Below are 21,328 nucleotides of genomic sequence, written 5' to 3' on the forward strand. Positions count from 1 at the left end.
ATAATTATTAGTCAACAAAGTACTAATAATTGAATACAGGTTGTTATGCACATCGTTACTGTTAATTTCGGACAGCGGCTATTTAGCGACTACATTCAAGTAGGCTTTGTTGAATTGGGGAGCACTAGTATTGTGTTTATAAAATAGATAAAAAAGGGAAGTATACATGGCAGATCAAATTCACGAGTACGAACAAAGTCACTTAACGGACGTGCTCGAAAAAATAAAAATTGCACAAGTTAAAACCCAAGCAGAACTCGATAAGACTGAAAAAGATCGCTCAGATATTGAAGCGGGTTGGGGCGATGTCCGGATCAAAACTAGCACATATGAAAATATGTTGGATACGGCACTATCAGTTCGGCAACAACAACAATTAATCACAGAACGTCAAAATAGTTTCCAACATGCAACAACACGCTTGGAAACCTTAAAAAAATTAGAAGTCAATCCATACTTTGCGCGGATTGATTTTCAAGAACGTGGTGAACAAAAAGCCGAAACAATTTATATTGGGTTAGGTTCATTTTCCGATACACCGGATCATTTCTTGATATATGATTGGCGTGCGCCGATTTCATCAATCTACTACGATGGTGGGTTAGGTGAAGTGACATATTTAACACCAGATGGTAATCAAACGGTTGATGTGGATCTTAAGCGTCAATTCCAAATCGCAGACGGTGTTGTGGTAACAATTTTTGATACAGATGAAGCTGTCGGGGATCAAATGCTTTTGGAAGCCTTAAGTGGTGACTCAGATACTAAAATGAAGAGTATCGTGACGACAATCCAAAAGGAACAAAATAAAATTATTCGGAATACCGCTGCTGACTTGTTGTTTGTTCAAGGGGCAGCAGGTTCTGGTAAAACGGCGGCAGTATTGCAACGGGTTGCGTACTTGCTTTACCGTTACCGCGGAAACTTAGATAGCGGACAAGTGGTCTTGTTCAGTCCTAACCAATTGTTTAATGACTATATTGATCAAGTTTTGCCAGAACTCGGTGAACAAAACATGGTCCAAATGACGTACTTCCAATACTCAAACCGACGTTTACCCAACATGCGCGTGGAAACTTTGCAAGAACGTTTTGAAGAAGATAACGACTTAGCGGCCCAACGGATTACTAATTTTAAAGGGAGCTTAGCATTCTTTAAGGTTGTCCAACAGTATGCTGAAACGTTGAACCGGAGTAATGTCCGTTTCCGTGATATTAAGTTTCAAGGTGAGGCGTTCTTTGATAAGGATAAAATCGCCAAAATGTTCTATGGTTACAATGAGAATTACAAGCTAGGACAACGTTTGAATGCGACAAAGGATAGTTTGACTAATTCGCTAACTGGTAAAGTTGGTAGTGAATTGAAACAAAAATGGGTTGAAGAAGCGATTCAAAACCTAACCAAAACTGAAATTGATTCATTGTTTGGCGATGAACCACGGGAATTTGCATCGGAAGAAAAGGAATACAACTTCTTAGCACGTAAGATTGTGACAGAAGCCTTCAAGCCGATTGCCCACGCAATTCACCGTAACCGTTTCATTAATGTAAACGCCCAATTTGCGCACTTTTTGCGTTCAGTACCAAACTTCGTTGATTTGAATCAATGGGGAATCACGGCTGATGATTGGTCAAAGAGTGTGACTAAGACGGTTACTGACTTTAAAGACAAGCGTTTGTCACTTGCCGATGTCTCGGCTTACTTGTACTTGTATGATTTGTTGACTGGTAAGCATGGTGAACGTGATATTCGCTTTGTCTTCATTGATGAAATTCAAGATTATACTGCTTTCCAATTAGCCTTCTTGAAATTTAGTTTTCCAAAAGCTAAGTTCACGATGCTGGGTGATTTGAACCAAGCAATCTTTACGAAGGAAAATTCACGTACGCTCTTACAAGAATTGGGGACACTCTTTGATTCAGATAAAATTGAAGTTGTGCAATTAACCCAAACATATCGTTCAACCCAACAAATTACAGATTTCTCTAAGGAAATTTTGGTAAACGGCGAAACGATTACTGCATTCAACCGAAGTGGTAATTTGCCAACTGTGACGATTGAGGATAATAGTGCAGCCTTGTACGCCCGTTTAGTGAGCCAAATTAATACGAATAATGGTATGAACGAAACAACTGCCATTATTACCAAGTCATTGGCTGAAGGTGAAGCCGTCTATGCTGAGCTTAAACAACAAGACGTTGCAGTGACCCTGATTCGTTCCGAAAACCAACGTTTAGCACATGGGGTGATTATCGTACCGTCATACTTGGCTAAGGGATTGGAATTTGATGCGGTTGTCATCTGGGACGCCTCTAAGAAAATGTATCCACTTGAAGATGAACGCCAACTCCTTTACACAATTGCTTCACGGGCAATGCACCAATTAACCGTGTTAGCATTGGATGAACTGACACCACTCTTAGATCGAGTGAACCCAGATTTATATGAGGTTACGGAGTAATCATGGAAACGTTCGTAAATTACGAGGTATATCAGCGGGATAGATGGGCAACGTTTGGACAACCGGTGCGCGAACTCTCGCCGGCCGTCTTACAGGAATTGGTTGCAAAGCACCCAGCGTTTAATGAAGCAGAACTATTAGCTGTGTACCAACCAGTTGCTAGCTTAATTCAACAACATTTTATTGATTATCAAATGGCGCAACAGCATCAGGCGAGTTTTACGGCTCAATCGGCGCAAGCAATGCCATTTGTGATTGGTTTAACTGGCAGTGTGGCAGTTGGTAAATCGACGACGGCAGCATTATTGAAGGATTTGCTGACGATAATGTGCCCAGAATTATCGACGGCACTAGTTTCAACGGATGGCTTTTTATATCCGTCGGCATATCTGAAGGCTCATAATTTAATGGGGCAAAAAGGATTTCCAGTGTCATATGATACTGATGCGTTGACTAGTTTTCTGTTAGCCGTCAAAGATCGCCAAGCAGAGATTAAGGTACCGATTTATTCACATGAACTATATGATATTGTTCCTGATGAATATGAAGTCTTACGAGCACCAGACATTGTACTAGTTGAGGGTGTTAACGCGTTACAACGACCTAAACTAGGATTAGTGCCCCGTGATTTAATGGATTTAACAATCTATGTTGATGCGAAGACTGACCTGATTAAGACCTGGTTCTTGGAACGCTTTGAAGATTTACTTGATGAAGCGGTTGATCACCCTGATAGTTTCTACTATCAATATACGGCTGATCGACCTGCTGCATTCCAAGCAGCCAAGGACGTTTGGCATGCTATTAATGAAGTAAACTTAGAAAAATACATCTTACCTTCCCGGGCACATGCCGATTTAGTCCTCATAAAAGGGCCAAATCACCACGTAGAACGGGTAGCATTGAAGAAATATTAGACACACTACTGTAAAATTCATTGAATTTTACAGTTTTTTTTTGCGGTTTATTGATTATGGCAAGATTATGAGCAGATTTATTGCTTTTTTTTGACTAATAAATGAATTAGTTGACAGCGTTAACTAAAGTGCTGAAATTACTGATTTTATCGCCTTTGGACGTATGTTCGTATTTCCAAGTTACAAAAAGATTACGATGAAAGCGTTGAATATTACAAACGTCATGTTTTGCTGTCACTAATCTGCTAACTCCTTGTTACAATTTGTCCGTAGTATATACCTTGTTGATTGATACGGACGTCAACGGCAACATAAAAATTAAGCCCAATCGTATAAAAAGTAAATTGGGAAATTAGATCCGTAAAGAGGAGATTTAGAAAATATGATGAACGTCAAGAATACAATTTTATCAGCAACTGGTTTAATCGCAGCTTTAGTAACAACGGGGGTTGTTGCGAGTGCTGATACAACAGTTACAGTTCAACCTGGTGATTCAGTTTCAGCAATTGCTGTTAAGAACAACACCACGGTTGCTGCAATTGCTGCAGCTAACAAGATGGACAACACTAACTTAATCTTTGTTAATGAACAATTAACTGTACCTACTTCAAGCAACACTAACCAATCAACAAACAACAACCAAGCAACAACTAAGCAAGCTTCAGCCCAAGAACAAGTGGCTCCTGTAAAGCAAGCAACAGTTAAGGACACTACGGCAACCAAGAGCACTTCTACTGGTTACCAAGGTTCACAATCTTCTGCTAAGGCATGGATTGCTAACCGCGAATCTGGTGGTAACTACGGTGCCCGTAATGGTCAATACGTAGGTAAGTACCAATTATCATCATCATACTTGCACGGTGACTACTCAGCCGCTAACCAAGAACGTGTTGCTGATCAATATGTAACTAGCCGTTATGGTTCATGGGAAGGTGCTAAAGCGCACTGGATGGCCAATGGTTGGTACTAAAATAGACCGATAATAGAAAAGCGAGCTACCGGGAGATTCTGGTAGCTTTTTTCGTACAATGTTCAAGCTTTTGATGCGACTTGTATCCAATTTAATAAAACAGGATATGTTAACCTAACTGTAAGAAATTGACTGATTTGGACAATGAAAACGCGTTCATTTGAAAATCAATGTCAAATAAGTTGACAAAGAATGTTAGGCGGACTAATATAGGTAATCGTACTAAAAATAAGTAAACTAAATTATTATATGGAAAATAAAAGGAGATAAACATATGCAAGCAGTAGATGCAAACGGTAAGCCATTTAACCGTGGTTTGTTGATTGCCGTGCTGTTGATTGGGACATTCGTTACCGTCCTTAACCAAACAGTCTTAGCAACCGCCTTACCAACCTTAATGAAGTCATTACACGAATCATTAGGGACCGTTCAATGGTTAACCACCGGATTCATGTTGGTGAACGGGATTATGATTCCAGTCTCAGCCTGGATGAGTAATCGCTTTAATACAAAATGGTTGTACTTGGGTGCAATGTTTGTCTTCTTGATTGGGACAGTTACAGCATTCACCTCATCAACCTTTGCGCAATTATTAACGGGACGTTTGATTCAAGCGTTGGCTGTTGGGGTTGCGATGCCATTATTGCAAGTTATCATGCTTTCAATCTTCCCAGCTAACAACCGTGGTGCAGCCATGGGGATGGCCGGGTTAGTTATTGGGTTAGCACCAGCCATGGGACCTACGCTTTCTGGTTGGATTTTAGATAACTACAAGTGGCAAACTTTGTTTGGAATTATGATTCCAATCATTGCACTTGTGTTGATTGCAGGTCTTTTCTTTATGAAACCTGTTATTCACACTAAAAAAGAACCATTGGACTTCTTATCAGTTGGATTATCAACAATTGGTTTCGGTGGGATGTTGTATGGATTCTCTGAAGTTTCTGGCGAAGGCTGGGGCGACATTGCACACGTAATCGCACCATTGGTAATCGGTGTAATTTTCATTGCCCTCTTCGTTTGGCGTCAACTTAAGCTTGAAAAGCCATTATTGGAATTACGTGTTTTCAAAAACAAGCAATTTACAATTACAACAATTTTAGCTTCATTAGTAATGATGGCGATGATTGGTGCCGAAATGGTTATCCCACAATACTTGCAAACTGTTCGCGGGATGACACCATTCCACGCTGGGTTAACATTGTTAGCTGGGGCATTAATGATGGGTGTTATGTCACCTATCACTGGTCAAATTTACGATAAAATCGGTGCTAAGAAGTTGGCGATTACTGGTTTGATTCTTTTGACAGTTGGGACAGTACCATTCACATTCCTTACAGTTGGTACACCTGTTATTAACGTGACAGTCTTGTATGCTGTGCGGATGTTTGGTATTGCGATGGTTATGATGCCAGTAACGACTGCTGGGATGGCAGCCTTGTCAGGCGAAATGATTGCCCACGGGACCGCCGTAAATAACACGGCGCGTCAAGTTGCATCATCAATGGGTACTGCAGTTATGATTTCTGTTTTATCTAATGTTGTTAAGACAAACATGCCAGCGCACAAGTTGTTAAAAGCTGAACCATTACAATACGGTCGTGATGCATTGAACGCCGCCTTGAGTGGTTATCACGCCGCCTTCTGGTTGGCAATTGGTTTTGCGATTGTCGGCTTGATTGTCGCATTTACACTTGAAGGCCACCGTCATAAGAGTCAAGTCTTAGTACGAGGAGGTAAGAACAAATGATTTTAACTTTAGTAATAATTAGTGCGATTTTGTTCTTCATCTTCTTCGTGTTGATCTACAATCGTTTTGTTAGTTATGTTTTGTCATTTATCGCCTTTATTCTTTTGGTGGGTTCATTGTTCATGTTAGTGGAAAATGACCATAGCCACTTAGGTATGACGAAAGTAACGACTGAAAAGCAAACTGTAATTTATTCAGCTGGTGACAGTAAATCACCAATTAGCATGCTTTTGTACCAACCTATTGGGACGAATGGTCACGATAATGTGTACATTTATAAAGCTGCCAAGAAGGATAAGAAACCTAGTCACACCCAAACGGATGGTAAGACAACGAATAAGGTTAAGCTTGTTGATTCTGATACAGCAACGCTTGAAGTTAAAACTACTCGTTACGAATACAAACGTTCTTTAGACAAGTTCTTGTTTGGTATTGGTGGTAACGACAAGGAAGTTGTTAAGCGTGTCAACACGTTCAATATCCCTAAGGAAGCTTGGGCGAAGTTGAGTGTTAAGGCAGCTAAGAAGCTCGCTAAAGAAATGCAAAACCCTTCAAAAGCGCAACAAGCTGAACAAAAAGCAGCTGCGAAAGCTTATATTGAAGGCAAGATGAAAGCTGCGATGATGGCTGATCCAACTATGGCCACATCACCAAGTCGTCAAGCAGCTTTAGTTAAGCAAGCTACCCAAGAATTCCAAACGATGGCAATTAAACAAGCTATCGATGCAGCCCAAAAAGCTGATAAGTAATTCTAAATAAGCTCAAATAAAGGAAGGTCGCAATTAATTTTGCGACCTTTTTTCGTCTGAGGTGGGATTTATAAAATGGGATGAGATGTATGATGCCACTGCGTGCCAGAAAATCACATTGTGCACCGAGATGGAAGCACATGCCCAAGCCAAAGGGCGGTCTTGGGCAATTCGGGATAGCTGGCAGTCTAATGGCTAAAGCCAAAAGACTGCTCATCTACCCTCAGCGACAAACTCGACACGTGGTGTCAAGTTCGTCCCATTTCGGTGTAAAGCCTGTCGGCCACAAAGTGATTTTCAGTCACTCCGCTAGATAAGCGTGGAATTATTGATTACCGCTAAACTTGCAGCGATAAGGATCACGGCATATTACTAGTCAGACTGCCTGCTTAAACTAACGAAGAGACTGGTTCCAGACACGTAGTGGGAATCAATCTGAGACACATATCAAAATTCCACGCTAGAAAAATTTTAGCCATTACTTGGCGCACCACGCTGGAAGCGGCCTCCCAAGCCAAAGGGCGGTCTTGAGAGGTTCGGATAAGCTGGGACTCTAAGGAATAAATTCCTAAGACTCCTCATCTCATCCTCAGCGGCGATATGTGTTACACACATCTCACCCCAGTCGCGGTGTAAAGGCTGCGCCCGCCAAGCAATTTGCCGGCACTTCGTTAGTTAGGAATAATTCTCAGACAGCGAAAAAAATTACCAACCACAGGCCGCAGTGGTACGGAGTGGCAATAAAATAACAAAATTATGATAGTTAACCATTCACTTATTATTGATTCGTGGAGCGAAATTCAAATTTGTGGCATGATAGAAGTAATGAAATTAAGGTGAAAGGGGGACATGCAAAATGCAAGAACATGAACATGGTACCGGAACAGAGATGACGGGGAAGAAATTCTTCACGGTCACGATATTGAATTTGGTGATTACGGCGGTTGAAATTATTGGTGGTGTGCTGTCAGGGAGTCTAGCACTCTTGTCAGATGCTTTTCACAATTTGGGCGATTCCTTGGCGATTGTATTAGGTTACATTGCGTTCAAAATTAGTTTGCGCGGACAGAATGTCAAGCAAACTTATGGATATAAACGCGCCCAAATTTTAGCAGCGTTTATTAATGCCATTTTCTTAGTTGGTTTGTCGATTTTTCTAATCATCGAAGCCATTGAACGCTTTTGGCATCCGAGTCCATTGAACGCAGATTTAATGTTGATAGTGGCGGTAGTTGGATTAATTGCAAATGTAGCTTCTGCCCTCCTCTTAAAGGGTGGTAGCGAACATAATTTGAATCAGCGCGCAACATTTTTGCATATTTTGAGTGATGCATTGTCATCAGTTGGCGTGATTGTCGCTGGGGTTCTGATTGCACTCTTTAATTGGGTGTGGTTGGATCCATTGGTGACGTTGCTAGTTATGGCCTATATCCTCAAGGAAGTTTGGCCCGTAGTAAAGCAAACTGTCAAGATTTTGATGCAAGCGACACCAGATTTGGATTTTTGTGCCATTCAAGCTGATATTGATGTTATTCCAGGCGTAATGGGATCACACCACTATCACGCTTGGCAAGTCGATGAAGAAGCGGTGATGTTTTCACTACACGTAAATTTGCAAGACATGCTTTTGAGTGACGCCGAAGTGATTTACGATGAAATTAACCGCTTGCTGATGGAAAAGTATGACATCAAACACGTGACTATTCAGGCCGAAGTTCATCGTGGTGAACAAGAAGGAATGATTGACGAAGAAGAACAGATTTAAGACTAACATAGCCTTTTTATTTTTAGCATGTTATAATACATCTTGTAGTTTGGTTTGGAAAAACAGGTCTTGTTTCATCAATCTTGAGAAATATCTCCAGTTACACCAATCAGTTACGTTAAAATCACATGCCTTAATTGGCGCATTTACAAGGAGATTCATATCATGGAACAAGGTACAGTTAAATGGTTTAACGCCGACAAGGGTTTCGGTTTTATCACTCGTGAAAACGGTGAAGATGTGTTCGCACACTTCTCAGCTATCCAAGGTGACGGTTTCAAGACTCTTGATGAAGGTCAATCAGTTTCTTTCGAAGTTGAAAGTTCAGATCGCGGCCCACAAGCTACTAACATTACTAAGAACTAATCTTAGCTAATAATAGTCTTTGAAAATCCCAGCTGGCATATTTTGCCGGTTGGGATTTTTTAGTACATATTTTTTTATTAAGGGAGTGAAAGCAAGCGGAACTACCGTAGCAGAGGCAAAGACAAGCGCTTGAATTTGAAAATAAATAGATTTGCTAAGGGATTAGAAAATATTAGCAATATTTCCCGAAAAAGGGAACTTCCGTTTGAGAAAAAAACTACTTTGCGGTATTATTGTTATATGTGAAACTACTCGAATGTTCCACGAAAATCCGGAGGAAACTCATGAACGAAGAACAATTTGTCGCTGCATTAGCAGAACATGGAATCAAGCTATCTGATTATCAATTACAGCAATTTGCTGACTACTATGAACTGTTAGTCGCAACGAATGAAAAGTTCAATTTGACGGCAATCACTGATAAAGAAGAAGTCTATTTAAAGCACTTCTATGATTCTTTAACGGCTGCCTTTTATTTCCCAGCTATCCAAACAGAACCATTAAAGATTTTGGATGTTGGTGCGGGTGCAGGGTTCCCATCAATCCCCATGAAAATCGTTTTCCCACAACTACAAGTTGGGATTGTCGATTCATTACAAAAACGCATTGGCTTTTTGAATGATTTAGCCGCAACTTTAAAATTAGATGGTGTTGCTTTCTATCACGACCGAGCTGAAACGTTTGGTGGTAAGAAATCACCACACCGGGCTGAGTTTGATGTGGTAACAGCACGCGCCGTGGCACGGATGACGGTGTTAAGTGAATTAACATTGCCCCTCCTTAAGGTTGGTGGGTACTTGGTAGCGATGAAGGGATCAGGCGCACAAGTTGAATTGGCCAAGGCTGAGTTTGCACTCAAGACACTCGGCGGTGAAGTTGAATCAACGCACGCATTTGAGTTACCAAATGGCGATCCACGTGAAATTGACGTAGTTAAAAAAATTAAAACCACACCAGGTAAATACCCACGTAAACCTGGAACACCGAATAAAGAAGCCTTGGGTGAATAAGCAAAACGGCAACAAAATTACTGAGAGAAAGGTTGGTTAAAGCAGTGCGACAAGAAAATAAATTAACTGAAACAGAAATTGATCAGCGCATTGCGGCTTTGGTTAAGCAACTGCAAAATGCCGAAATTTCAGTGATTGAAGAAGCTAATGAATATCAAACATTAATGCAAGTTTCTGATTACACCCAAGCAGTGTTGGCGAACGAGTTAGGTAAATCCCAAGCAACTATTGCCAATAAACTACGGTTACTTAAGCTAGGTGAACCGGCTAAAGACGCAATCCGTAAAGGTGAAATGACTGAGCGGCATGGACGCGCATTGCTAAAACTTGATAAACGTAATCAAGCTAAGGTTGTGCATAAAATTATCCACACCGGGTTAACAGTCAAGGAAACGGAAATCATCGTCAAAGAGTTGCAAGTACAACAACTTGATGTAGTGGCGCAACGTAATTTATTACAAGCCTTCTTAAAAGACGGGCTAGCAATCTTAAAAAAGCAAGGTGTCTTAGTTGAACTTGAAGAAGATAACAAGGACACAAACTATCAGGTAACCCTGAGGTTAGTTAAAGCAGAACAAACGGAAAGGAAAGCATAAATGGCACATGTAATTGCAATTGCAAATCAAAAAGGTGGCGTTGGTAAGACGACCACCAGTGTTAATCTTGGTGCAGCAATCGCATCGGCAGGTAAGAAAGTATTACTAGTTGATATTGATGCCCAAGGGAACGCGACTAGTGGAACTGGGATTCAAAAGTCATTAATTGAACAAGATATCTATGATGTCTTAGTTAACGAAGTGCCAATTGAAGAAACCATCTTACCATCATCACACGATGGCTTAGATGTTGTGCCAGCAACCATCCAACTCTCAGGAGCAGAAATTGAATTGGCACCGCAAATGGCGCGTGAAATGCGCTTGAAGGATGCGATTGATTCGATTCGTGATCAATACGACTACATTCTCGTTGATAATCCACCTTCGTTAGGGATTATTACAATCAATGCTTTCACGGCTGCCGATTCAATCTTGATTCCCGTACAAAGCGAATACTATGCGCTCGAAGGTTTGGGCCAATTGTTAAATACGATTAAGTTAGTACAAAAACACTTCAATCCCGATTTGAAGATTGAAGGAGTTTTACTAACGATGACTGATCCACGGACAAACTTGGGCCAAGAAGTTACGACAGAAGTTCGTAATTACTTTGGTGAACAAGTCTACAAAACATTCATTCCACGCAATGTACGGCTAGCAGAAGCACCATCACATGGATTAGCTATCACGGATTACGATGCGCGTTCAAAGGGTGCTGAAGTGTACACAGCATTAGCGAAGGAGGTCTTAGCGGCTCATGGCGACTTCTAAAAAGAAAAGTATTCTCGGTAACGGCTTAGGCGCTTTAATGGCCAGTAACAATGTGGATGTCGATATTGAAGATTTGAACTCTGAAAAGATTCATAAGATTCAACTCGATGAAATCCGACCAAACCCATATCAACCACGGAAAACCTTTGATGATGCGGCCTTAAAAGACTTAGCTGAATCAATTAAAAATGAAGGGGTCTTTCAACCCATTATTGTGCGACAACCAGATCGTAAGTTGAAGCGCTATGAAATTCTCGCAGGGGAACGCCGTTTTCGGGCATCCCAAATGGCTGATTTGAAGAATATTCCGGCAATTATTCGCGATATTAATGATAATCAAATGATGGAAATTGCGGTTGTTGAAAATTTACAACGTGAAGATCTATCACCATTGGAAGAAGCACAGGCCTATCAAACTTTGATGGACAAACTTAATTTGACGCAAGCTCAAGTGGCTAAGCGCCTTGGAAAGTCACGGCCATTTATCGCTAACTATCTACGTTTGTTAACCTTATCAGCTGATGTTAAGGAACTCTTGCAAGCCGGTGATTTATCAATGGGGCAAGCACGGACGTTACTTGGTTTGAAAGACAAAACTAAAATTAACGCCCTTGCATTGCGTGCAGTTAACCCTGGTTTGACGGTTCGTCAACTTGAAGAAATCGTCAGCCAAACCAACGGCGATGCTGCTACTAAGGACGAAGCACCTAAAGTAACCAAAGCTAAAGTCAGTCCGTTTGTCCGGGCGACCCAAGACAAGCTTGAAGAAAAATTTGGGACTAAAGTTGCAGTTAAAGCTAACGAAAAAGGCCAAGGGAAGATTGAAATCAACTACTTGTCCAACGATGATTTAACCCGCATTCTTGAAGTGTTAAATATCAATTTAGACTAAGAGGTAAAGCATATGTATGCAGTCCGCGATGTTGTCGAAATGAAAAAGCCCCATGCGTGTGGTGCGAACGCTTGGTTAATTCTACGAGTGGGCGCAGATATTAAATTAAAGTGTGAAGGGTGTGGACACATGGTAATGTTGTCTCGCCACGATTTTGATAAAAGATTAAAACGTGTTTTGCGTCAAGCCGAAACCGATTAATAAGCGAAGAAAGAAGATTATAAAAAATGGCATTAACAGCAGGGATTGTTGGGCTTCCAAACGTTGGTAAGTCAACACTATTTAACGCAATTACTAAAGCCGGAGCAGAAATGGCGAACTACCCATTTGCAACGATTGAACCAAACGTCGGGATGGTAGAAGTGCCAGACGACCGTTTAGCACGGATTCAAGAAATTGAACCAGCCGATAAAATTGTGCCAACAACGTTTGAATTTACGGATATTGCCGGAATTGTTAAAGGCGCTTCAAAGGGTGAAGGTCTTGGGAACAAGTTCTTGGAAAACATCCGTCAAGTTAATGCTATCGTGCACGTTGTCCGCGCGTTTGATGATAATGAAATCACCCACGTGAACGGTGTAATCGATCCACTTGATGATATCGATACCATTAACACTGAATTGGTCTTAGCTGATTTGGATGCAGTTGATAAGCGGTTGCCTAAGGTTGAAAAGGCCGCTAAGACGCCTAAAGACAAGGATGCGCAAGAAGAATTTGCAGTCTTGCAAAAGATTAAGCCAGTCCTTGAAGCTGGTAAGTCAGTCCGGACAATTGAATTCAATGATGACGAACAAAAAGTTGTCCGTGGCTTGTTCTTGTTGAGCTCAAAGCCAGTCCTTTATGTGGCTAACATTGCTGAAGAAGACATGAGCGATCCAGAAGCTTCTAAGTACTTCAAACAAATTCAAGACTTTGCTGCAACTGAAGGGGCTGAAGTTATTGGTTTATCAGCGCGTGCAGAAGAAGAAATTGCCGAATTAGATGACGCTGACAAGGAAGAATTCTTGACGATGGCAGGTGTGACTGAACCTGGTTTGAACAAGTTGATTCGCGCAGCGTACCACTTGTTGGAATTACGGACGTTCTTCACCGCTGGTGGTAAAGAAACCCGCGCTTGGACTTTTAAGGCCGGTGTGAAGGCACCCCAAGTTGCCGGTGTAATTCACTCAGACTTTGAACGTGGCTTCATTCGTGCCGAAACAATTGCCTTTGACGATTTAGACCAATATGGCTCAGTCAAAGCCGTGCGTGAAGCCGGTCGTCGTCGTTCTGAAGGTAAAGAATACGTAGTTCAAGATGGCGATATCATTGAATTCTTATTTAATGTCTAATTTGTAAGTGCAAGCTCGTTTTAAAAGTCGGTGCATAAGCAATCGGTGGAGTGCGAGCAAAAAGTAAAATAAAAACGAAAATAGGGTATCAAACAATGACAGAAGAAGAAAATAAGCAGCCACGTAATGCTAACGTGGTGCAAGAACATCATGGTGATGTTTCAGAAACAACTGGCAAAAATATTTCAGGCTTTGGTAACCTTGGTTTAACAAAGCGTAATGAAGATTTCATGTTCCAATTGAATAAACACCTTGATGCTAGCGGCATGGTTGGTGGTGACAAGCGGGTTGCATTAGAAGAAGTCGTTGAAGAATTAAAGGCTGGTCAAAAGGCCGGCAAAACAGCCAAGCAATTATATGGAACAGCTTCAGAAAAAGCTGCTTCAATTAATCAACCTAAGCGTCAAGGGTTGAGCGGTAATAACAAAGGTTTCTGGCCTAATGCAATTGATACAGCTTTGATGTTCTTTGCAATGTTTAGCTTAGTCTTTGGGATTTCAATGATGACTGCCAAAGGCAATACTGGTGCTACTTATGGGATTGTCGGGTTATTGTTAACTGCCATTTCTGGTGGATTAATCTTCGCTTACATTCAAGGAATTTTGGCACCAGCTAATCCTGATAATAGAAAGCCAATTTGGTTCAGAATTGTGATTACGATTTTGGCCGTGCTTATCTGGATGGCCTTCTACGGAGTGTCATTTACGGTTATTCCAAAGGCCCTCAACCCAGGCTTGCCAGGGTTCGTTTATATCATCTTAGCAGTAATTGCCTTTGTCGGGTTTATCTTAGAACGCCGGGTTACAGGTATTTCTGGTGGGATGTTCGGCGGTCCATCAAATAACGTCAAGAAATAATTGGCGAGAGGTTTAGAATCAGTAAGGCTTTCTTGCAGTGACAGTTTGTGGTCACAAGCAGGTGAAAGCACGCTAATCGAGGAGTAGAACATGACTAAAATTTTAGTAGTTGATGACGACCGAGAAATTGCTGAATTACTCGAAATTTACATCAAAAATGAAGGCTACGAACCATTGATTTCATATGATGGGCGTGATGCTTTATCAAAACTACACACTAACCCAGAAATTGCTTTGATGATTTTAGACATTATGATGCCTGAAATGAGCGGGATGGAAGTTGTGAAGGAAGTGCGTAAGGACTCACAGATTCCTATCTTGATGTTATCGGCCAAATCAACTGATATGGACAAGATTCAAGGCTTAATTACAGGGGCTGATGACTATGTTACCAAGCCTTTTAACCCCCTTGAAGTAATGGCACGTGTTAAGTCATTACTCCGCCGGGCTGAAAACCAAGTTCAAGATGTGACACCAGATATTTTGGATATTGGCTCATTAGTAATTAACAAGGATTCGCACGAAGTGAAAACCGCTGAAGGGGATCCCATCGCGCTAACAGCTTTAGAGTTTGGGATTTTGTACTTGCTTGCAAGTCACCCGAACCGCGTTTTCTCTGCTGATGATATCTTTGAACGTGTCTGGCAACAAGAATCTGTTGTGTCTGCCAAGACTGTTATGGTGCACGTATCACACTTACGTGACAAGATTGAAGAAGCGACAAATGGTGACCAAGTTATTCAAACAGTATGGGGCGTCGGCTATAAGATTGAAAGCTCACGCTAAAATGGATGATAAAAAGGAAGTGTGACAAAAGGTGGTTTGTAGCCATTTGTCACACGTTAATAAGCCCGATTTCTGCCTTATTCAATAAGGAGAAATCGGGCTTATCTTGCAAGCTGGACAAGTTATGTCCCAGCCGCCTTTTTTTGTAAGTAGAATTAAAATTAGTAGGCAAGTAGGTGAAAACGTGAAATTAACTGGGAAAGAACGCTGGCTCTTGATTTTTGAAGGCGTGGTGACAGCTGGGCTATTGTTATTATTGGATTGGTCGTTACTGACAATCATTACGAATTATATTCATCACAATCCAGGTTTGCAAAACGGGATTTTTGAGATTAAAAGTAGTTTAGTGATTGGTCCCCATCAGTGGAAAATCTGGAGTTATCAGTGGATTGGGATGGGATTAGCGGTGGCACTAGATTTAACGGTCTTGATTTGGCGATTAGTGCGCCGTTACCACCTCTATCAAATGAAACACATCATTAATGAGCTACACTACATCGCTGACGGGCATTTTAAACACCGGGTGCCTTATCGGTTGGGCAAGAACTTGCAGCCTATTATCGACAGCGTGAATGCGTTAGTTGATGCACAGATTCGGGCGCGCGATGATGAACGGGCGATTGAACGTTCCAAGGATGAAATGATTACGAACGTTTCTCATGATTTACGCACCCCGTTGACATCAATTATTGGTTATCTTGGGTTAGTCGAAAATAGTGTTGCACCATTATCACCAGAGTTGATAAAAAAGTATACGCACACGGCTTATGCGAAAGCTACACAAATGAAATCATTGGTGGAAGATTTATTTGAGTTCGCACAAGTCCAACAATTAGACATGCGGCTGAATTTTCAAGAAATTAATTTGAGTGATATGCTCGAACAATTAGCGGCCAGTTTTGAATTGGAAGCGAAGCAAAAAAACTTAATGATTTCGGCGATGACGAATCCTGATGATATTATGATTCAGGCTGATTCAGAAAAATTAGCACGTTTATTTATGAATTTAATTCAGAATGGTTTAAAATATGGCGATGGTGCCAGTTTCATTAAACTAACTGCGCGTTTACGGCAAGGCGATGTTGAAATTCGCGTTACTAATGATGGGTCAAAAATTCCAGCGGATTCGGTTGAACATTTATTTGATCGCTTTTACCGGGTGGAAGGCTCGCGCTCAACTCAGACTGGTGGAACTGGTTTAGGCTTAGCTATTGCGAGTGGGGTTGTTGATGCGCATCGTGGTGACATTCATGTTACTTCTGATGATGAACTTACCGCATTCATTATTAATTTGCCAATAAAACAAGCACCACGCGAACCAATTGAGCAGCCGAATTAAACAACTAGGGGGCGGAAATGATATCAAGAATTAAATGGGGGCTTACCGTCGTAATTGCTAGCATTAGCTTACTGACGTTGATACCAGCTAATGCCAATGCGGCAGTAATTAACCCACACGTTCAAGCGAAAGGTGCCATTGTCGTTGATGCCAAAAGTGGTCAAGTTTTGAGTGAACAGAACCCGGATACTTTATTGCCAGCGGCCTCAACGTCAAAATTGCTGACAGTTTACTTAGTTCACCAAGCGATTCAGAATGGCAAATTATCGTGGAATACGCGGGTTAAAATTACGCCGAATATTGCTAAAGTCAGTATCGAACCTGAATTAACTAATGTTCCGCTAACTGCGGGGCGCTCATATACGGTGTCGGCTTTGTACCGCGCGGCATTATTAGATTCAGCCAATGCGGCAGCGATGGCATTAGGGCAAGCGGTCAGTGGTAGCCAAGCAGATTTTGTCGAGTTGATGCAAAAGCAGCTCAATGAATGGGGAATTAAAACCGCCCAAATTTACGGAGCCGCTGGGTTAAAGAATAATCAAGTTTATTCAGATGCGGTTGGTGGTAATCGACAGTCTGAAAACATGTTGAGCGTGGCTGATATGGCGATTATCGCGCGTCACTTGGTTAATGAATATCCGACTGTGTTAAACACCACCCAACTACAAACGGCGCGCTTTGGTAAAACCACATTGACGAATACTAATTGGCTGTTACCTGGTGGTAAGGTCAAAACGCAGTATAAATTTGATGGCCTGAAGACTGGTGCATCAACTAAGGCGCATGGAAATTTTGTGGGATCGCTAACGTACGCCAAGCGTCGTTTAGTGACGGTAATTTTTGGTGCAGGGAGTGTGAATGCCGCTACTGATCCAGCGCGGTTTATCCAAACAAATCAGTTGTTGGCAGCTACTTTACCGAAGTTAGCGTACACAGAGCAAGGTGCAATGTTGCCACAACGTGAAGTTGATGTAAAAACAGCTAAAGAACGCAAGGTTACCTTAGTTGTCAAAGAACCAATTGGTCTATGGTTACCTAAAAAACATGCTAAAATCCAAACAACAGCACACCAAACGCAGCAATTTAACGCACCGTTTAATGCTGAAAAACGGGTCGGCACCGTTGATATTAAAAACGATGTCAGCTATTTACCCGGAGTAAAACGCCCACAGTATTCATTAGTGACAGGTTACGCGGAAAAACGCGTTGGATTTTTTGAGTTACTGTGGCGCGATATTCAGGCAATTTTTTAATAAATGGTTGCCTGAATATTTGTGTAAGTAGTACGGATATGACTTGACACCGTTGTTAACTTGCATGACAATGATTGTAGTAAAATACGAAAGGAAGTGAAAAGCATGGAAAATGACATGGTTAAAAATGATTTGATGAAACACGTCTTCAATTCGGATGCAATGTTCTTCCGAATTGGTGAGCTTAGTGCAATGACGGGTGTTTCAAGCCGCCAATTACGTTATTGGGAAAAGAAAAATTATATTCAGTCAATTCAACGTGATGATGACCAAACGGCCCGTGTTTTTCACTTCCAACAATACGCTCGCGTCACCGGGATTAAATATTTCCTTGATGAAGGGTATACGTTAGCAACTGCGGTCGCAAAGGTAAATGAATATATTGATATTTCCAAATATGTCCACAAATTTGTCCGTGAATCCATTCAAAATGTTGAAAAACATGATGATGCCGTCACTATTGATTTAGGTTGGTTTAACGAAGCTAAGCATGAACGGCTAAAAGCGGACTTAAACGGTGATAAGTTTGAATATCGAATTGAAAAAAGCTAGCAAAAAAGGAATGCATCCGGTTGGGGTGCATTCCTTTTTCGTAGTTGCAACTCTTTATAACAAGGCTATTTTTGACCGGCGTTAGCTACGGCTGCGGCATCACTATCACTTGGTTTGCGATAATTAGCAAGGTTTTGCTTTTTATTGTCGGCTTTTGAGCGGACGTCAACCATTTTTTGACCTTTGTTGTTAATGCGGTCGGCATAGACGAGGAAACGATGCGTATTTTTACCGTAGGGATGACAAGTAACCAGAATCAACCGTTCTTCATTTTCGAAACGTTGAACTTTGTCGAGCTCATTAGCTAAGAAAATTTTATTTTCATAAACCCGATAATATAACTTTTCACCACGCCACGATATGGTGAAAACATCGCCTGGTTGCATTTGTGGTAAATTAAGAAACATTGGCGTGCCCCACCAACCACGGTGCCCAGGAATGGCGGTTAATGAACCAGTCCCATCACCAGGGCGGTCGAGATTTACGATAATTCCAACACCTTCATTTAAAGTTTTTTTAGATGAATCCTCATGGATGGGATATTCAATGCCAAGTTTTGGCACTGATAAATAGCCCGGAGCTACATTGCGGTGCTTTTTTTTAGCGTTGGTGCTAGCGTAAGCGGTACTACTATCAAATTTTTTGATTTTTTGGACTTCTTGTGTCATTTTATACTCGGTAACGAAACGATTGATGTATGGAAATCCCATAACCCCAATTCCGATAAATAATAAAGTGATCACAACAAACCATCTTTTTTTACTCATGATTAGTTCCCCCATTTCAACTATATCCTATCGTTATCTTACTGAATTAGTTTGAATAGATTGTGAATATCAATGGAAATTGAGATAATCTTTTGGTAAAACCAACAAATTGTGAGAAAAAGCTGCGGAAGCTTGAAGATTGACCCGAAAACTAATAAAATTGAAGGTAGATGATATTATGACAAAAACAAGTGGAGTAGAGGACAGAGATGAGTACTTACGCGGATCCAAATTTTAAACTGTTTTCATTGAGCGCGAACCAACCCCTTGCCGAAAAAATTGCCGAAACAATTGGTGTTGATTTAGGGAAGTTGAAGGTCGATCGCTTTAGTGATGGTGAAATTCGCATTAACATCGAAGAAAGTATTCGTGGGGATAACGTCTACGTTGTGCAATCAACGTCAGCCCCAGTTAACGATAACTTAATGGAGTTGTTGATTTTGATTGATGCTTTGCGTCGCGCGAGTGCTGCAAGTATTAACATCGTGATGCCTTATTACGGGTACGCGCGTCAAGATCGTAAAGCACGTTCTCGCGAACCAATTACCGCTAAGTTAGTTGCAAATATGTTGGAAAAAGCTGGTGCTACACGAGTAATTGCGCTGGACCTCCACGCTGCCCAAATTCAAGGATTCTTTGATATTCCAATGGATCACTTGATGGGGGCACCGTTGTTAGCTGATTACTTGTTGAGTTCTGGTATTGCTGAAGATGGTAATACCGTGGTCGTTTCACCGGATCATGGTGGTGTTACCCGTGCCCGTGCTTTGGCCGAATTATTGAAGGCGCCAATTGCAATTATCGACAAGCGTCGTCCGAAAGCTAATGTTGCCAAGATTATGAACATCATCGGTAATGTTAAAGGAAAGCGGGCAATCATGATTGATGACATGATTGATACTGCCGGTACAATTACCCTTGGTGCCCAAAAAATTATGGACGAGGGTGCCAATGAAGTTTATGTTGTTGCGACACACGCTGTCCTTTCTGGCCCCGCAATTGAACGGTTGGAAGCTTCAGCGTTCAAGCAAGTTATCTTGACCGATTCAATTAAATTACCTGATGATAAGAAGTTTAGCAAGTTGGTCCAAGTTTCAGCGGCCGACTTACTAGCCGATGCGATTATGCGGATTAACGAAAACAAAGCGGTTTCACCATTGTTTACTAATCGTTTCCGCCGTGGCGCACACAAATAAATACAACACTAAAAATCCCGTTCACATCAAAGCGAACGGGATTTTTAACTGTTATTTTTTAAAGAAGCCGGCGCGCCAGAGAATGATGAAGGCAAGTGCCATACCCAGTACCGTAATACCAATGGTGTAAATCCAGCCATTGTCGGCATGCATGAATGGTAACTCAACATTTTCACCATAGAACCCACTCACAATCGTGGGCACGGTTAAGACAATTGAATAAACCGTCAGTAACTTCATGGTCCAGTTCAAATCACTATTTACGAGATTTGAATAGGCACTCGAAACGGAGTTGATGACTTCTTGCGCCATTTCCGCCATGTCGATCCCTTGTGAGACTTCAACTAAAATATCATCGATGTGTTCACTTTGGAGGAGCGTGAGGTTATTAGCTTCGTGCCTTTTTAATTCTAATAGCAGAACTTTATCAGAGCGTAGGGAATTTAAAAAATAAATCAAAGACGTTTCTAAATCGAGCAAAGAATTGATTTCTTTTTGAATCGACTTAGATTGAGTTAAGCGATCTTGAATGCCTTTACGTCGCCGATTAATCCCAACAATTGCCCCAACGTAATCAGTCGCTAACGAGTATAAACCATTTAAAACGATGTCCAAAGGTTCAATTTGGTCGTGGTCAACTTGGACTTGGTTGTTATTGGGTTCTTCCAAAATATGATCAGCAAAAGTTGTGGTACTCCGCGTGAACGTGAACAACCTGTGGTCTTTAAAAAGAATACCCATTGGTTCGGTAGCTGCCCGTTCTGAATCAGGCGTGACGATATCAAAAATCATCAACATGATGTCGCGCGCCTTATCATATTCCATCCGCGCACTTTCATTCGGGTCGGTTGCATAAAAGATTAATTCATCGGTTAATCCATATTTATCAATTAAGGTTTGGCGTTCACTTGGAGTGACGTCAAACACTTGAAACCATTCAAATTTAGGGAATGGTTGGTGTTGTTTTAACATAATATTTTGTCCGTTCGTATACGTATTA

General features: G+C 41.3%; 21 protein-coding genes. 19 read left to right on the top strand and 2 right to left on the bottom strand.

Annotated elements, in window-relative coordinates; all coding sequences use genetic code 11:
* Positions 1–166: 166 nt before the first annotated feature.
* From helD to EQG49_RS08005, 18 genes are all read left to right on the top strand, one after another.
* Complete coding sequence (gene helD, locus EQG49_RS07920) at positions 167–2,461, top strand: RNA polymerase recycling motor HelD (RefSeq protein ID WP_133363473.1); 2,295 nt, start codon at positions 167–169, stop codon at positions 2,459–2,461.
* 2 nt (positions 2,462–2,463) lie between these two features.
* Positions 2,464–3,378, top strand: coding sequence for a type I pantothenate kinase (gene coaA, locus EQG49_RS07925; protein ID WP_133363474.1), 915 nt, complete (start codon positions 2,464–2,466; stop codon positions 3,376–3,378).
* Between the two features lie 385 nt (positions 3,379–3,763).
* Positions 3,764–4,348 carry an aggregation-promoting factor gene (gene apf / locus EQG49_RS07930; protein ID WP_133364556.1) on the top strand — a complete coding sequence of 195 codons (585 nt, stop codon included), beginning with the start codon at positions 3,764–3,766 and terminating at the stop codon, positions 4,346–4,348.
* A 274-nt stretch (positions 4,349–4,622) separates the two neighbouring features.
* A complete protein-coding gene (locus EQG49_RS07935) occupies positions 4,623–6,098 on the top strand; it encodes an MDR family MFS transporter (protein ID WP_133363475.1) in 1,476 nt (491 codons plus the stop codon).
* Positions 6,095–6,847 (top strand): DUF4811 domain-containing protein, encoded by a 753-nt coding sequence (locus tag EQG49_RS07940; RefSeq protein WP_133363476.1) that lies wholly within the window; start codon positions 6,095–6,097, stop codon positions 6,845–6,847. Before EQG49_RS07935 ends, EQG49_RS07940 begins: the two co-directional genes overlap by 4 nt.
* A gap of 856 nt (positions 6,848–7,703) precedes the next feature.
* A complete protein-coding gene (locus EQG49_RS07945) occupies positions 7,704–8,612 on the top strand; it encodes a cation diffusion facilitator family transporter (protein ID WP_133363477.1) in 909 nt (302 codons plus the stop codon).
* A 165-nt stretch (positions 8,613–8,777) separates the two neighbouring features.
* Positions 8,778–8,978, top strand: a complete 201-nt coding sequence (locus EQG49_RS07950) for a cold-shock protein (protein ID WP_133363478.1) — start codon at positions 8,778–8,780, stop codon at positions 8,976–8,978.
* Between the two features lie 284 nt (positions 8,979–9,262).
* The gene (rsmG, locus tag EQG49_RS07955) at positions 9,263–9,988 is read left to right on the top strand and encodes a 16S rRNA (guanine(527)-N(7))-methyltransferase RsmG (protein ID WP_133363479.1); all 726 of its coding nucleotides are present in this window, start codon (positions 9,263–9,265) and stop codon (positions 9,986–9,988) included.
* Positions 9,989–10,032: 44 nt separating this feature from the next.
* Positions 10,033–10,584, top strand: coding sequence for a ParB/RepB/Spo0J family partition protein (locus tag EQG49_RS07960; RefSeq protein ID WP_165964836.1), 552 nt, complete (start codon positions 10,033–10,035; stop codon positions 10,582–10,584).
* Positions 10,585–11,355: a ParA family protein gene (locus EQG49_RS07965; RefSeq protein WP_133363481.1), complete on the top strand. Its 771-nt coding sequence runs from the start codon at positions 10,585–10,587 to the stop codon at positions 11,353–11,355.
* The gene (locus EQG49_RS07970; RefSeq protein ID WP_133363482.1) at positions 11,342–12,247 is read left to right on the top strand and encodes a ParB/RepB/Spo0J family partition protein; all 906 of its coding nucleotides are present in this window, start codon (positions 11,342–11,344) and stop codon (positions 12,245–12,247) included. Before EQG49_RS07965 ends, EQG49_RS07970 begins: the two co-directional genes overlap by 14 nt.
* 12 nt (positions 12,248–12,259) lie before the next feature.
* The gene (locus EQG49_RS07975; RefSeq protein WP_133363483.1) at positions 12,260–12,448 is read left to right on the top strand and encodes a DUF951 domain-containing protein; all 189 of its coding nucleotides are present in this window, start codon (positions 12,260–12,262) and stop codon (positions 12,446–12,448) included.
* Between the two features lie 26 nt (positions 12,449–12,474).
* On the top strand, positions 12,475–13,578 hold the full coding sequence (ychF, locus tag EQG49_RS07980; protein WP_133363484.1) for a redox-regulated ATPase YchF: 1,104 nt from the start codon (positions 12,475–12,477) through the stop codon (positions 13,576–13,578).
* A 95-nt stretch (positions 13,579–13,673) separates the two neighbouring features.
* Complete coding sequence (locus EQG49_RS07985; protein ID WP_133363485.1) at positions 13,674–14,435, top strand: DUF1129 family protein; 762 nt, start codon at positions 13,674–13,676, stop codon at positions 14,433–14,435.
* Positions 14,436–14,525: 90 nt separating this feature from the next.
* Complete coding sequence (gene croR / locus EQG49_RS07990; RefSeq protein ID WP_133363486.1) at positions 14,526–15,221, top strand: response regulator transcription factor CroR; 696 nt, start codon at positions 14,526–14,528, stop codon at positions 15,219–15,221.
* A 184-nt stretch (positions 15,222–15,405) separates the two neighbouring features.
* Positions 15,406–16,560, top strand: coding sequence for a sensor histidine kinase (locus tag EQG49_RS07995; protein ID WP_133363487.1), 1,155 nt, complete (start codon positions 15,406–15,408; stop codon positions 16,558–16,560).
* 17 nt (positions 16,561–16,577) lie between these two features.
* Entirely contained in the window at positions 16,578–17,813 is a 1,236-nt protein-coding gene (locus EQG49_RS08000) for a D-alanyl-D-alanine carboxypeptidase family protein (protein ID WP_133363488.1), read from the top strand.
* A 105-nt stretch (positions 17,814–17,918) separates the two neighbouring features.
* A complete protein-coding gene (locus EQG49_RS08005; RefSeq protein WP_133363489.1) occupies positions 17,919–18,365 on the top strand; it encodes a MerR family transcriptional regulator in 447 nt (148 codons plus the stop codon).
* A 65-nt stretch (positions 18,366–18,430) separates the two neighbouring features.
* On the opposite strand, the gene EQG49_RS08010 is transcribed toward EQG49_RS08005, so the two are convergent.
* Positions 18,431–19,132, bottom strand: coding sequence for a class C sortase (locus EQG49_RS08010; protein ID WP_165964837.1), 702 nt, complete (start codon positions 19,130–19,132; stop codon positions 18,431–18,433).
* Positions 19,133–19,341: 209 nt separating this feature from the next.
* On the opposite strand from EQG49_RS08010, the gene EQG49_RS08015 reads away from it, so the two are divergent.
* A complete protein-coding gene (locus tag EQG49_RS08015; RefSeq protein ID WP_133363491.1) occupies positions 19,342–20,328 on the top strand; it encodes a ribose-phosphate diphosphokinase in 987 nt (328 codons plus the stop codon).
* Between the two features lie 51 nt (positions 20,329–20,379).
* Here EQG49_RS08015 and EQG49_RS08020 read toward each other — a convergent pair whose 3' ends face one another.
* On the bottom strand, positions 20,380–21,300 hold the full coding sequence (locus tag EQG49_RS08020; RefSeq protein WP_133363492.1) for a magnesium transporter CorA family protein: 921 nt from the start codon (positions 21,298–21,300) through the stop codon (positions 20,380–20,382).
* Positions 21,301–21,328: the final 28 nt, after the last annotated feature.

The sequence above is a fragment of the Periweissella cryptocerci genome (assembly GCF_004358325.1).
GTDB lineage: Bacteria > Bacillota > Bacilli > Lactobacillales > Lactobacillaceae > Periweissella > Periweissella cryptocerci.